We start from the raw sequence: 14,955 nt of genomic DNA on the forward strand, positions 1-14,955 counted from the left end.
ATATGGAGTATAGAATCATTGACTATGTTCAATTAAGTAAAACATTTAAATTTTCAAAAGATGATGAGAAAAAATTACGATTGCAACATACTTCAGGTACTGAACACAAAATATTTCCCTATGTAGGTGGCAATAATGAAATTAATAGTTTTACTGGGGTCATAGGTGAATTTTCGAGAACAGTTACAGGGAAGAAATATACAGCTTTAGAAAAAGAACAATTAATGAATGAGATTAGTAGAAAAGTTATTACACATAATAATCAAGATATGCTTTTTTCTATAATTAATTCATTATTTTTTAATGATAATAATGAATTAGTAATTGCGCATCCAGCCTTTTTAAATTATGTACGATCTACTAAACAAGAAATTGCTCTAGGTTCCTTTTTAGCAAATATCCTTGTAACAGATAAACTCAAAGAAGGAATAAAGGAGCGATATAATAAAGAACCAGAAAATGTTATTTTAAAACTTGTTTATAAATCACTTCCATCTTTAGAGGAAGAGGATAAAAAAACAGCTCGTTATCAATTGTATATTGATCGTATTCGAGATCAATTTGAACATGATCTGTACTTTCTGCTAGAAAACGAAAAGTTATTTTTAAGTCACTTTGAAAATTTATTATTATACTATTATTTTTATTATATTACTCAACTTATCTTGCGCTTAGATCAATTCTTTGATGAGGAGAAAGTAGCTTATCCAGTATATTATAATCTTGACTGGGAGAAGAAACGAACAAGGACTCGAAAAAGCTACAATGAGGGGTGGAAGGTAATTGAGCATAGAATATCAAGGTTCTTCCCACATGTTAATTGCTTAGAAATGATTAATTGTATACAGGGAAAAAATAAATTTATGAGTTATCAAGGTTTTCGTAAATTTATAGAAGGATTAAATGAAGAGAAAAGAGATCAACTTCGTTTAGACATGCAAAATCTAACCAAAGAATATAAAGAACGTACAGCAGATATCGATTGGGATGAGTATAAACCATCGGGCAACAAATATGATGAACCAATCTTTAATCATGTTAGGTCTTTATTTAATCAAATTAGCTATCAATTTAAGAGATCTGGGAGAAAAAAAATTGCTAATCAATTTTATGAGGGGTTTGAGGCGTTTGCAAAGAGGTATTTTTTAAAACAGTCAGGCCCTTTAGGATACACTCTAAATCTAAAACAAGATTTCTTCATTTTTTTAACTAAGATGTGTATTAATAAACGTGAAAAAATTGCTTTAAAAGATCTGTTCAAGGAATTTGAAGAACGAGGAATACATTTTGATCGGGATTCTAAGAAAAGTATTATAGAATTATATGAGAAATTAAATATACTTGAGAAAAAGAGTGATAGCGGTGATGCTCAATATGTTAAATACATTTTATGAATATATGTCAAATCAGATAATTAAATGTTTTCAAGAAAAACCAATTAAATCGGGAGATAAATTTAACGTACAATTTGAGAATTTGAGCGACGTTAAAGAATTAATACTAGCATTAGAAGAATCTGGAAGGAGGCAGAATTTAGTAAAAAAATTTTACTGGCCTAAAGTTTCTTATTCAACATTTGCCTTAACTTTTAATAATATAGATTTGATAATTGCATCTAATTTAGAAGATACTACAGCTGATTTTCTCACTACTCTAAGAAATAAAGTTGGAACAGAAGATACTTCCTTTAGACAAACGGCTATCCTATTTGTTCATAATACAACATTAGATAGTATCATTGGAGGAACTGAAAATTTACAGAAAAAAGGTATGCCTTTATCATTGAATTCGTTAAGGAAAGATATAGTAGAAAAAGTTCAAATTAGTAATTTAAGCGATGTTAATAAAAGTATAATACAGTTTGTACTTAGTAAAATTGAAATAGATACAGTTGGTATTGATACATCTATTTTTGAATATGAACCAATTGTTCAAGCATTATCTGGTGAAATGAATAAAAGTGTATATAATAGGCTTGGCTTGTTTTATGATTCCGAATTGAGTCAGTTAAATGAAAATGAGCGTAAAGGTCGCTTAAAGGAGAATTATGAAAAATTTTCACTTATAGGAAGTATTCATAAATATAGTGATCCAGAACAAGAACTTGAGAAACATTTTGATGCAGAAGGTGCAGAAAGGCTTAGTCAGGAAGACTGGGAGAATGCAGATTACATATATGTAAAACAATCAGAGGATAGGAAAAAAGACATTAAGCAATTGGAGTATGAAGAATTCAAACTTGAAACCAAAGGATTAAAACATTGGGAAAAAGGCGATGGAACGACAAAATCTAAAGAACGTAAACGAAATATAATTATTTTTAATACGAATCGAGAGTCGGAGATTCGCTTAAGTTTTCGTTTTGATCGTCATGTACGGAAGGAAAACTCATGTAATCAACTTAATATTGTAACTTCAAATTCGGGAAAGAAAATAATAGCAACCATTAAAACACATAGCGGTACTACAACCTTTTCAAAATTTCAATATAAAGAAAAAGGTGTTGCTTATGATTTTAAAGTTGCAGTAGTAGAGTGTAGCGAGGAATTTTTCTTACCAGTTGAAACTAGTTACTTTATAGAAGTGAAGAAAAAGGAACAATATATAGGCGTTCCTTGTTTTGAGAGTTCGATTACATTTAATCCAAAAGGTGAACAAGAAGTTAAATGTTTTTTGAAACAAGGAAAAGAGATAATAGTTGAATCTATGGATGAAAAAGTTACTTTTACAAAAAATATAGAAGAAAATACAGTAGATGATTTGTTAACAAGAATGCTTTTAAGGTTGCCAGATACGGAGGTTCCATTGGCTTTTAGCGAAGATATACAAAAACCAACCTATATTACGGCTTTAAAAGTGCAGCAGTTAAAACGTAAAAATAAACGTAGTTTTATTTACTGTGAAGGCAAGTTGTCACAAGGGAATCAAGCCTTTTTTATTCGTGATGCGAAATTCAAAGAGAATTTAGCCCTTGAACAAATTTTTATTGAAGAACAGGGGTTTTATGTAAAGGAAAATAATCAGAATAAAATTATTGAGAAATTAGAACTTCCTTTAAAAGTAAAAACTGCTTATAACGAATTTATAAAATATTTCAAACAAAAAAATCTATTACCTAGTTTAACTTTTTGGGATGAAGATTTAAGAGAATTAGCACATAAATATATAAACAGCATTATAAAAACAGTTGAGGAAATAGAAGATGGCAGAGTATTAACGCTTCAGGAAAAGAATTTGTTAAGGATTGGAATAGTTGAAAGTCAAAATGGTTTAAAAGAGTTGAAGCTGTCACCATTACATCCATTGAATATTGCTTATCAATTACAGTTAATGGAATCTGTAGGGGATGAAGAGCTGCCGGAAGAAATTCTAAAACGCCTTGTTCCTAAAAATCTTCTACCATATATTTATCAGGGCGAGCATGGTATTTATAAGCCAGTTGATCAATATCATTCACCTGAATGGATATATTATTATAATCATAAAAATTCACGATATAATGCATCGACTAATTTTGTTTCTAAGCTAGTTAAGGAAAAAATTCAGGAATTTACGTCGCACTTTAGCTATTTATTTAATTCAAGTTTTATGAACCCGATCAAACTGAATCTTGTGAATTTAGGCGACTGTCGTGAAGTCTTACAGGGTATATTTGAATATTATTCAAAAATGTTAAAAGATAAAAAAAGTCTTTCTCAACTATTACCAATTAATTTGTATATTTATGGAGAAGGGGATTCCTATAATGCTTTTGAAGAGTTTTCATTTTACCAAAACAAAGAACAAATTAAAGAACATTTTGATATAACATTAGAAGCTGGTGACTACACAGAAGATGACTTATTAAATACATTTCGTGAAAAAGTTCATTTTTATAAAAGGGAGTTAAACGCACGAGAATATGAATATTGTCATATCTCATTCTATGAAATAAATCAAAATACAGATGAAACTTATGATAATATGGAAAGTATTGAGACATCAGTTTCATTAGGAGGATTAATATCTTCGGTTACTTCAGTATTTGTGGGGGATTCTTATCGTACAGGCTTTGGTACTAAGTTTTTACCTAAAGAAAAAACTGATTTATTAAATTTGGCAAGTGTTTTAAATACATTAGCACAAGCATCAAAAAATCAAAATCCCTATAATCGTAAAGATGTAATTATAACAGCTTTTTCTGATCACGATTTACAAGAATTAACTAAAATTTATAAGGCTTCACACTGGGTAACTTTTATTGAGCCTAAATTTGACTTATCATTCTTTAAAAATTATCAAGAAAAAGAGAAAGACCTGCTTATTTTACATTATAGTGATCAATATAGTTCTTCTAGTAGTTATGACGCTATTACGGTAACTCAAAGATCAGATCAATATCAAATGTTAATTAGGGAGTTTTTAATAGAAAAAGTCTCCGATAATAGTCTAATTAATACAAAACAAATAATTAATTTATTTAATAGCATTAATGGGGACTGGTTGTTGCGTTTAATTGGGGATAAATCCCATTTTGGTCGAGAGAAAATGAGTATATTATCTGCTGTTAAATTCAGTTTGACTTATTTTGATCATAAAGATATTACTTGGATCCCAATATCACTTGAAGAGATTTTACGTGTATCGGGTGCGGCTGGGCTTAAACAAAGGGAAGGTCTTTTCTCAGCCAAAAACCTTGGAATAGCTGGTTCTCATAGTGATGATATTCTATTAATTGGTATTGAACTACGTAATCAGCGAGTTATTTTGCATTATTATCCAGTTGAAGTGAAAATAGGAGATGTAAACGCAACAGTTATTGATAAAGCAATAGAACAAGTTCATAAAACACGTAATGCAATTGATAAATTTTTAAATAAAGATACATTCCGAAATGCAGTATATCGTGATTTCCTTGTTCAATTATTATTAGTAAGCGCTAAAAAAATGAAGTTATATAATATTTGGCCAACTAAGAATTGGGATGAGATATTAGAAGGGGAAATACGTACTAAATTAATAAATGATGAGTATGAAATTACAAATGATTTAAATCCTTATATTCATAAGGGTGCAATAATAGCCTTTAAAAGAAGTGCTTATTCTAAGTCTGAAAAAAGCGTAAATGATGTTCTTAAAATTGAGATACCTGAGTCTCGTGGGTATCAGTATTTGGTTGAAGATATCCAAAAAATGAGAGATCTGATTCATAATGGTCAAACGGATTTTGATCCGATGATGTTACTTCAAAATAAGTACAATGTTGAGAAACAAGAGGAAGGACATAACTATAATTCAAAACAAAATCACTTTGTACAAGATAGTAAGCAAGATAATGCAGTACTAAATGAAAATTTAAATAGCGAGAAACAAAATAATTGTCAAGATAATGAGAGAGTTAAAAGTAATGATAATCCAATGAAAATCCTATTTGGTCATAAACTTGAAAATAAGAATATTCCATTGTATTGGTATCCGACAACGACTAGTAAAGTGATGCATACTAATACTGGAATAATTGGTACTATGGGAACAGGTAAAACTCAATTTACAAAGTCATTAATTACACAGCTATATAATAATTCATCACAAAATGTAAATGGAACGCAAATAGATATTCTTATCTTTGATTACAAAGGTGATTACATTAAGGATGATTTTATTAAGGCGACTAATGCTAAGGTATATGATCTATTTCATTTACCATATAATCCGTTAGCTTTATATAAAGGAAATGCACTCAAACCAATGCTTCCACTACATACAGCAAACAGTATTAAAGAAACAGTAGCGACAGCTTTTGGTCTCGGTGTTAAACAAAAAGGGCTTCTGCGTGATTTAATTATGGAGGCTTACGAATGTAAAGGTATTAGTAAGGTGAGACAAGATACTTGGGATTTACCCGCGCCGACTATTTCGGATGTTTATGAAATCTTTTTAAAAAGGGAAGATGCTAAGGAGGACAGCCTTTCAGTAGCATTAAAGGATTTAGCCGAGTTTGAGATTTTTATGCCAGACTCTAAGAACACACAAGCATTGTATGATCTGATTGATGGTGTTACAGTTATTAATTTGTCTGGGTACGATACTGGTATTCAAAATTTAGTGGTAGGGATTACCTTAGATACATTTTATTCTCAAATGCAAACTAAGGGTCATAGTTGTATAGATGGTGACTTCAGAGAAATAACAAAAATGATTTTGGTTGACGAGGCTGATAACTTCTTAAGTAAAGATTTTGAGGCGCTTAAGAAAATTTTAAAAGAAGGGCGTGAATTTGGAGTAGGGACTATCTTATCAACCCAATTTCTAAGCCATTTCGCAACAACTGATAATGACTACTCTCAGTATCTTCTTACTTGGATTGTGCACTGTGTTACGGATTTAAAGCGCAGAGAAGTACAATCGATATTTAATACAGAAAGTAAGGAAGAAGAGGATAGCATAATGAATCATATAAGACAGTTAGAAAAACATCAAAGTTTGGTCACATCAGTATCTAATAATAAATTAGAAGTAATGGAAGATAAGCCATTCTGGCAACTAATAAAATAAAGCGATAGTTTTTTATGTCTTTTCAAAAAGATAATTAGTTCGGGATCTATATAAATTCATATAATAAATAATTCAAAGTTAAGCCCCCAGTTTAGAAAATAGTTCATTTTTAAAACTGGGGGTCTTTTTATAACTCTTTAAAGATGTCTAAATCCTCTTTTTTTATATCAGTTGACAAAGAAATTCTAATAGTTGTTCTAATTTTTTCATCGTCTAAACCAATAGCTCTTAATACATGACTAGGTTTGGTTGAGCTACAAGCTGATCCAGTAGATAAAGCTATAATATGGCCTATTTTTTTTATGAATAATTCGTTATTAATCCCGTGTAATTGCATGCTTAGTATACCAGGAATTTTATCCTTATTATCGTTATTAATAGTTATTTTGCCATTTAATTTATTATACAGTATATCAATCAGATATTTTTCTAATTCTGTTAGATATACTGTATTCTTTTCTTGATGTTTAGTAGCTAATTCTGACGCTTTTCCAATTCCAACAATGTTATGAACAGCAAGTGTTCCACTACGGTAGTCATATTCTTGACCACCACCATGTAGAAGAGGGGTTAATTTAGTTCGATACCCATCTGAGTGTTTCTTAACAACACATAAACCAATTCCTTTAGGCCCGTTTAATTTGTGCCCAGATCCAGATAAAAAGGTAATACCAGGATATTGAGTTAAATCTATATTGATTTTACCGATAACTTGAGTAGCATCAGTGTGTAGGAATACATTATGTCTCAAACAAATATCTGAAATAGCCTTCATATTATTTAAAGAACCAATTTCATTATTTCCCCAGATAATACTAACAAGGATAGGAGGATTTTCTTCAATTTCTTGTTCTAATTTTTCAAGGTTAATGCGTCCATATTGATCAACATCTAAATATGTCACATGAATACCCTTTGTTTCAAGAAAGCGGCAAGTTTCTATAACCGAAGGGTGTTCTACACTTGTAGTGAGAATATGATTTCCTTGGGTAGCATAATAATCTGTAACACCTTTTAGAATCATGTTGTTGCTTTCAGATGCCCCGCTTGTGAAAATTATTTCGTCTATCTCACAACCCAGAAGGTTAGCGACTTGTTCACGAGCTTTTTCAACCGCCCTTTTAGCATTTGCGGCAAGAGTATAAAATTTGCTTGATGGATTCCCAAACTCTTCTTTTAGATACGGAAGCATTGCTTCTAGTACTTTTTCATTAATTTTTGTAGTTGCGCTATTATCTAAATAAAGCATATTTTAACACCCCTATTGCTGAAGAAAATTCATAATTAATTTTTCAAAATTTCCAGCATGTTGGTATTCGTTTACTAACATACGGATTCCGCGCTCTAGATACGAATTGAATAGATTAGGGAAATATTCTTCTTCAGAAATTTCTTGACCGTAATGTTGAATAATAGAGGCTTTAAAAATTCCATCCGCTTCCCCAGTAAGTGTACTTCTATTAAAATCTAATCCATTTAGGTCTGGCACATGACCTGTTGCAGGATCTGGAAGTGTTAGTGCCATACTTACAGCAAGACGTGCTAAAACATTGGGTGCCAAACCTGTTGCACTTTGAAGCTGTTTTAATTTTTCTGCAGTATATTTAGAAGTTTTTAGTCTGAAATTCATTTATAAGTCTCCTGAACATTAAATTCAAAGTAATTATTTTGTATATCCACTTTTTCTTCAAGGATATTATACTCAATCGTGTATTGATTAGCTAAATTGGTTTGAATCATTGCATAGTGTTTAAAATCAATCTCTGAATCAGTCGATAGAATAATGACTTGTTCACTACATACTGGAATAAAGTGTGTTAATAAACTTTCTTTGTGGGCTTGATCTAAACGTCCTAGTAAGGTATCAAATACTAAGGGAAGGCGTCGACCAGAAGTTTTTAACATGGCCCAAATAATAGAAATTAATAAAATTTGGCGTTCTCCAGCAGATAAGGTGTCTTTGCTTAATTCTGCTCCATTTTTGTTATATAATGTAACATGAAAAGAGTTACTATCGATTTTTATGGTAGAAAGGTATTCTTTTTTACGTAATAGTTTGTTCATCATAGTTGTTGCTTCATATTGTACTTGTTGTAATTTTTTTTGGCGTTGTAGTGCACGGAATTGTTCGCTAATTGTAATCAATTTATTTGAAATGTTATAAACGTTATTATACTTTTGATGGTCATTAATTTGTTTTCTTTTTTGTTTAATTTCAGATTCGATTTTTTCGATTTGTTTTGTTAGTTCAATTATTTCTTCAGCTTTTTTGTCTTTTTGTTGTTTTAATTTTTCTAATTGATTTGAATAATTTTCAATAGAATCAAGAATATTGTTAAAATCATTATTTTTATCATTTATTGCTAATTGATCACGAAGTTTTTTTGATTCAGCTAATAATGATTGATTTTCTTTGAATAAAGACAAATAAGTTTGTATATCAACATTTTTAATTTGGCTCATCATGTTTTCAACTTCACTACGTTGCTTAAATGAAGCCCGATGAATAATTTTTTTTGTGTTAGGTTTAATTTGTTTCATTAGTTCAGCAATTACAACTTTTGTGATATCCAAATTATTCTTTTCTTCAGTACCTATATAAGGTTTTAACCCTTCAGAGACAGATTTTAAATTTACTTTTTCTAACATATGATTTACATGTTCATAAGTTTCATTAGCTTGTTCATATTCCATTTGTTGTTGAACTTTACTTAACAAATGCCTGTTTAAATAGAAAGGAAGAAGTGTTGCAATAAATAATTTAATTTCTTCAGTATTTTTTTTTCTAATATGTTCAATCTCATTAATTCGTAAATTATAGCGATCTCGCTCTTTTTGAAAAAGTCCACCATATATTTCAAAGTCACTTCTAGCTTGTTCTATATTCGCTTTTGTTTTTTCAATTTCATTTTCTATTTGTTTGACATTAGAATAAATGAAATCTTTCTTGTTCTGTTGTTGTTTCAAACTTACATTTAATTCTAAAAGTTGATTGTTTACTTCTGCAGAATTACTATCCTTAAATTCCTGATTAACTAGTTGAGAAAGATCTTTTTCTAAATGCTCAAATAAGTCTAAGTTAAATAATACTTTAGAGCTGTGTTCGATATACTCTGCCAAACGGTCTTCTAATACAATTCTTGATATGTCTTCACCGTCAAAAAAGCATAAATCTATAACATGGGGTGGCATTTCTTCACGTAATTTAGATAAGAAAATGTCCTTGTCTTGTTCGTTTAAATATTGTTTATTCTTTATTATTTGTAGTTGTTCTTTAAGGTTACTGTTTTTTAGTTCCCATCGACGAATCATTTCATAGTTTGATTTCTCATAGTTTTCGATTTTTGTAAAATCTAATTTTATTTGATAAAAACTTTCCTTATTACTTATTGCCTTTCTATTTAAGAAAGATAGGATTTTCTTTTTATAATCCTCATTTTCTGTGCGATAACCAAGCATTAACGGGCCAAAAAGTCCAAATTTAATTGCGTTTAAAAGAGTGGTTTTACCAGCCCCGTTTTTCCCACCAAACAGTACAACATTTTGATGAGGAGGAGAGGTAGTTAAAATAAATTCATTGTTTCCATAATATGCCCCTATATTTGATAAGGTTAACTTATTGAATTTCATTTTGTATTTCCTTTCATTTTAAAGGTGTAAATATTCTTGATTTAATGCCTTCTTGAAGTTATCAATTACACCACGACGTACTTTAAAGCCGGAATAGTTCTTTTCGATCGAAACTAACTTTTTCAACAAATTTAAATCAATGTTTTCTTTTTTACATAATGATTCAAGATCAGTAATTTGATCATCTTCAAATAGTGGTCGATCATCATACTCCCAATCAAGCTCTTCACCATTGATGTTTTTATATATTTTTGGTAATTCATCTTCCCATTCACCGTCTTCGAACCAATATTTACGTATCATTTTAAGCTCTTCGGGTTGGATTAGTAGAAAATGTTTATCATATGGATTTTTAACCTGTTTTTGAGTTTCTAGAAGTCGTTTTAAAATCATTTTGCGTGCGTTAAGTGTGAAAGGTCCTAAACCAAGCTGCTTATATTCACCATTTGCAGTCTCAATAATTAAATTAAGATCTTCTGCATTTGATAAATCAATGTGGTGTTTTCTAAGGTAATTCCCTAAATCTTTTTCTTGTATAAATGTGTATATGTTTTTATCAATTTGGTCAACATCAATAGAAGTAAAATACATATGCCCATTCATACGAGTTTTTTGACGATATTCACGCACATCTCTAATTTCAGATAGCCAATTTCGGAATTCTAATAATGGTTTTAACCATTCCTCACCATTATCTATAAAACCTGCCAAAGCTTTATCTTTTTTTACTACTGTACATGTCCAACAACCAAAACGACTGTTACCACATGATCCAGCACTTTCTTTAATTTCTTTATCTACAATTAAGGGGCATTCGCTATTAGAGCTTTGATAAAGCCCTAATAATTCATGATTATTATCTCCCCAAGGAGAACTATCGTTTAATAAATACTCCCAAACATTATCAAGAGTAAATTTACGAATAGGTGCATAAACATATGCATTCGGTAAAGTAGAGTGTCTCATTAATGTTTTTCCATCTGTAGTATGAGATCGCATAACCTCGGCACGTGTTTGGCTTTCTGCTTCACGGACTCCAAGTACCATAATTACTTCACCAAATTTTGATACTTTATCTTTAATAAAGCGGTTAGCAGGGTTAATCTTCATACGATCTGTACACCAACGGAATTTCTGCCTAGGGGAGGGATACCCCTTACCAATAATAGATGTCCAGAATGTACTTTTGATGTCTGGCTTAACTTTATGTGTTTCAAAAGGTAAGTCAAGCTCTAGTGCCTTTTCTTGTATACGATGTAGTGTTTTATCAATAGATGAAATTATTAATGGAGTTTCTACAAGAGTATCAGAAGAAATAACATAAACTTTTTTATTTACCTGTTCTCTTGGAAGTTCCGAAAGAGCCGTAAACACAAGTTGTACAACAGCTGTCGAATCTTTTCCACCACTATATCCAATTACCCATGGACGATTATCGTTTAAATAGATATTTTTAATTTCATTTTTTGCTTCTGCAGCAAACTCCTGTAGATTGTTTTCTTTTAGTATGTTAAAGCCCATATTAATCACCTAGTTTAAACTTATTTTCAATTTCTTGTTCATGCTCTGTTAAAGGAAGAGAAAGCTTTTGTTTAATCAAATTAGCAGTAAGTTGAATGGTTTGATTATTTTTATTGATTCTACCAGTTTGTCCAAAAGCGCGACCTGTCCATTCTTTTTTATTACTACGATTCCAGTCGATTGACGACAGATTTTGAATGTACTTTTTCCATTTCATAGGATGTTCTCGGTGCAGTGTATGACCTATAAGTCCAATTGCTTCTAAGAAGATCCCGTGCCCTACAATATATGTGGCTCTTAGTTCACGAGGGGTTATTTCTTTTCGTAGAATTTGCTGCCACTCTGGAATACAATTTGTTAATTCTCTCCAAAAAGAAGTTAAGAATTCTTTCTCTTGCTCTGAAACTATCTCTCCTTTTTTCTTTCCTAATAATTTTTTATTTGTATTAAAAATATGATTCAAAGCAAAAAGTTTCGGTGAATTTTTAGAAAGAGAAACCTTTTCTCTATCTGTATATCGTTCTAATAAAGGAATTTTAGTTATAATTTCTTTAGTAAGTAATGCAAGTTGGTCACGATGATCATATAAAATTCCTATAGAAGATGTTGTATTAACTGCGTGTCTATTTAAATCAGCAAAAATTTGCTGTGACCGTATCAGACCTTTATCATGGAAAAATACAACAGATATTGATTCATCTCCTAATTCTGGACTGATTTTTAGTGCTTCTTCAATTGCTGCTCTTCTATGCTGTCCATCATTAATTAGAAAGCGTGAATCAAGTGAAATACTTAAACGACCAATATTTTTAAATTGTTCTTCATTTGAGAAAGGTTCAAATGACATTTTTCCATCAACACTTGCCGTTAATGAAGAGAAAGTATAGTCCTGTTGATTATTCAAAATATAATTTGTAATTTCAGGAATTCTCGTTTTATTTAAAATTCGTTGAGATCGATGCTCAGGAGGAATTTCTTCTTCATCAAAAAGAAAAATTTTTGGTATTAATCTCATTGGGCACATTACAACATAGTACTCTTTACCAGCTTGTTTCCCTCGTACGGAAGGGAAATTATAGCTAAAACTAGCGTCCATTATCCACACCTCATTTTACGTACGTAATTTGATAATTATATAATATAGGATACTTAGATAAACGACAACCTTTTTGTTTCCATTAATATAAAATAGTAAACAAGGAGGTATACCTACATTTAAAAAGAGTTGATGAATTAGGGATAAGAAGCAAACTTTTAGATGGAAGAGATATTTCGTGTAATTGGAACAGTATTGATGAATTATGATAATTCAATGCAATACAATACATACAACTCTAGAATCAGATTTTTCAATAGAAGATTTAGGAGAAAACAAAGAAGAAACAGTTAAATAAAAGTTTAATTTTATTCAAAGAGTATAAGAAATGAGAGAATTTTATGATCAATTTGAAAGAGAATTCAAAGGGTATATTAAAGATATGGCATGGATTCATGATTATGGAAGCGAACATTTTGCTAATTGGGTTATGATTTCCGGATTATAAGAAGAAAAGTTGCTGATGATGATATAGAATAGAAATACATTTTAATTGAGTGATTTTATTTTAGTAAGCCTGATGACTATAATATATACCAAGTTATGGATACTTTTGATGATTATTATATCAAAAAAGGAGAACCTGGATTGATTTTAGAACGAGCTTATACTACTCTGAAGTTTTTATATGGATATGAAATTTCTTTTTCGAAAGTTAAATGGAAATTCGTTGATGTTTACATGTATTGTTAAAATGTTGCTGTTTACAAGGTGAAATAAAATGAGAGTTTTATCAAGATGGGGTAGGGAACATTTTAGTGTACAAGATTACAGATATTTTCCCAATTAAACAGTCAGAGATATTGATGTATACTTACAAAATTACGATACATACAGATAATCTTGCACCTAAACGTAAGACCGTAATGGAGACGGTGATAAATACTTTTATATGCTGTAGTATGTGCTTTGAAACATAGAGCGGTTTTATTAAAAGAGAAGCATATCGAAGATTAGGGATACCAAGATAATGGCTTGGTGTTTTATACTCCTTCTAGAACGATTTATCCTACTTACGTTAGATGAAGTATAAGCGTATAAATTAAGTTAGCGCCTAAGCTAAAGATTCTGTATTATGACTTACTTTATGTATATGGAACTTCGTTATTTATTGTATATATGGATACTAAGATTAACTCCTTAATCAAATAAAATTGTAGGTACTGTTAACACTGCAAGAAGTGCGGCAAAAAAAGATTTTGTAGGTGAAGTGATCAATTGATGTGACTACTTTGATTATAAAGAGTGAGGGTAAACAAATAAAAATCGCATCAAACATTGATTTAACGCGATTTTTATTTCTATGAACTTGGAGTTATTCGAATTCAAGAGCTTTCCCCTATTAGGTGAAGGTCTTATAGATATATTAATCTTTTTTCTGTATTATAAACTCCCAAAATTTCTTCAATTCCTCACGTTTTTGAGGAGTTGCATTTTTAATAGCATTAAACCCTATTTCTAATTCTGTATCAGTTACTTCCCTATAGTCTTTTGCAATGAACCCTATTTCTTCTAATAAAGATTTAGTACTTATATTCATTGCTTTTGAAATCTTTTCTATTACTAAGAGTGTTGGTTCTACAGGTTTTCCAGTTCTGGAATCTACGCCTTTTTCAAGTTTGTCTATATAAGTATGACTAACATCACATTTTTGAGCAAAATCGCGCAAGGATAGCTTATTTGTTAAACGATAATTTTTAATAATTTCACCAAGAGTTTTCTTCATGTGTAATCCTCCTAGTACAATTGTAAACAATAATTTACAAAAAGAAACTAAAATAAAGAAAAAACATGTAAAACATTGTTGACGATAAAGTAAACCATGGTTTACAATTGTTTTGTAATCAAATGAATACAAGAATGAAGGGGATTGGATAAATGAATAAGATAGCTGAGTTGAGGAAAGAAAAACTGATGTCACAAGAAATGTTAGCAGGGCTTGTGGGGTTATCTCGCACCTATATTTCTGAAATAGAGAATAATAAAAAACAACCCAGTGTTAAGCTAGCTATAAAAATAGCAGACATTTTAGGGACAAATGTAGAATCTATTTTTGGGCCTTCTTGTAAACTATAATTTACAAGAGGGCGGAAGATATTTAAATTGCCAAATATGGCAGCTACGTCATAATTTAGATAACTTAAACTCATTAAAAAATAAGGAGAAGGAAGTGT

9 protein-coding genes are annotated in these 14,955 nt (G+C 30.4%); 3 read left to right on the top strand and 6 right to left on the bottom strand.

The features are described from left to right. Positions 1-2: 2 nt before the first annotated feature. Together dptG and dptH are read left to right on the top strand one after the other, a co-directional pair. Positions 3-1,394 (top strand): DNA phosphorothioation-dependent restriction protein DptG, encoded by a 1,392-nt coding sequence (dptG, locus tag D1166_RS15490; protein WP_098213331.1) that lies wholly within the window; start codon positions 3-5, stop codon positions 1,392-1,394. Continuing rightward, positions 1,375-6,534 (top strand): DNA phosphorothioation-dependent restriction protein DptH, encoded by a 5,160-nt coding sequence (gene dptH / locus D1166_RS15495; RefSeq protein WP_165851666.1) that lies wholly within the window; start codon positions 1,375-1,377, stop codon positions 6,532-6,534. The genes dptG and dptH overlap by 20 nt, the downstream gene beginning before the upstream one ends. 127 nt (positions 6,535-6,661) lie before the next feature. Here the strand turns inward: dptH and D1166_RS15500 are convergent, their stop codons facing one another. From D1166_RS15500 to D1166_RS15530, 6 genes are all read right to left on the bottom strand, one after another. After that, on the bottom strand, positions 6,662-7,783 hold the full coding sequence (locus D1166_RS15500; RefSeq protein ID WP_098213329.1) for a cysteine desulfurase family protein: 1,122 nt from the start codon (positions 7,781-7,783) through the stop codon (positions 6,662-6,664). 12 nt (positions 7,784-7,795) lie between these two features. Then, positions 7,796-8,164, bottom strand: a complete 369-nt coding sequence (locus tag D1166_RS15505; RefSeq protein WP_070184206.1) for a DndE family protein — start codon at positions 8,162-8,164, stop codon at positions 7,796-7,798. Beyond that, on the bottom strand, positions 8,161-10,164 hold the full coding sequence (gene dndD, locus D1166_RS15510; RefSeq protein ID WP_098213328.1) for a DNA sulfur modification protein DndD: 2,004 nt from the start codon (positions 10,162-10,164) through the stop codon (positions 8,161-8,163). Before dndD ends, D1166_RS15505 begins: the two co-directional genes overlap by 4 nt. A gap of 18 nt (positions 10,165-10,182) precedes the next feature. Next, the gene (dndC, locus tag D1166_RS15515) at positions 10,183-11,685 is read right to left on the bottom strand and encodes a DNA phosphorothioation system sulfurtransferase DndC (protein ID WP_070184204.1); all 1,503 of its coding nucleotides are present in this window, start codon (positions 11,683-11,685) and stop codon (positions 10,183-10,185) included. A gap of 1 nt (position 11,686) precedes the next feature. Then, on the bottom strand, positions 11,687-12,781 hold the full coding sequence (gene dndB, locus D1166_RS15520; protein WP_070184203.1) for a DNA sulfur modification protein DndB: 1,095 nt from the start codon (positions 12,779-12,781) through the stop codon (positions 11,687-11,689). Positions 12,782-14,147: 1,366 nt separating this feature from the next. Beyond that, the gene (locus tag D1166_RS15530) at positions 14,148-14,507 is read right to left on the bottom strand and encodes a helix-turn-helix domain-containing protein (RefSeq protein WP_118043349.1); all 360 of its coding nucleotides are present in this window, start codon (positions 14,505-14,507) and stop codon (positions 14,148-14,150) included. Positions 14,508-14,659: 152 nt separating this feature from the next. Between D1166_RS15530 and D1166_RS15535 the strand changes: the two genes are divergently transcribed. Further along, a complete protein-coding gene (locus D1166_RS15535; protein WP_098213326.1) occupies positions 14,660-14,857 on the top strand; it encodes a helix-turn-helix transcriptional regulator in 198 nt (65 codons plus the stop codon). Positions 14,858-14,955 lie beyond the last annotated feature (98 nt).

The organism is Bacillus sp. ISO11, assembly GCF_003458115.1.
GTDB lineage: Bacteria > Bacillota > Bacilli > Bacillales > Bacillaceae_G > Bacillus_A > Bacillus_A cereus.

Excerpts from the sequence above, each read along its gene's own strand:
- D1166_RS15505 (WP_070184206.1), bottom strand. The coding sequence starts at position 8,164 with ATGAATTTCAGACTAAAAACTTCTAAATATACTGCAGAAAAATTAAAA.
- D1166_RS15535 (WP_098213326.1), top strand. The coding sequence starts at position 14,660 with ATGAATAAGATAGCTGAGTTGAGGAAAGAAAAACTGATGTCACAAGAA.
- dndD (WP_098213328.1), bottom strand. The coding sequence starts at position 10,164 with ATGAAATTCAATAAGTTAACCTTATCAAATATAGGGGCATATTATGGA.
- dndB (WP_070184203.1), bottom strand. The coding sequence starts at position 12,781 with ATGGACGCTAGTTTTAGCTATAATTTCCCTTCCGTACGAGGGAAACAA.
- dptG (WP_098213331.1), top strand. The coding sequence starts at position 3 with ATGGAGTATAGAATCATTGACTATGTTCAATTAAGTAAAACATTTAAA.
- D1166_RS15530 (WP_118043349.1), bottom strand. The coding sequence starts at position 14,507 with ATGAAGAAAACTCTTGGTGAAATTATTAAAAATTATCGTTTAACAAAT.
- D1166_RS15500 (WP_098213329.1), bottom strand. The coding sequence starts at position 7,783 with ATGCTTTATTTAGATAATAGCGCAACTACAAAAATTAATGAAAAAGTA.
- dndC (WP_070184204.1), bottom strand. The coding sequence starts at position 11,685 with ATGGGCTTTAACATACTAAAAGAAAACAATCTACAGGAGTTTGCTGCA.
- dptH (WP_165851666.1), top strand. The coding sequence starts at position 1,375 with ATGTTAAATACATTTTATGAATATATGTCAAATCAGATAATTAAATGT.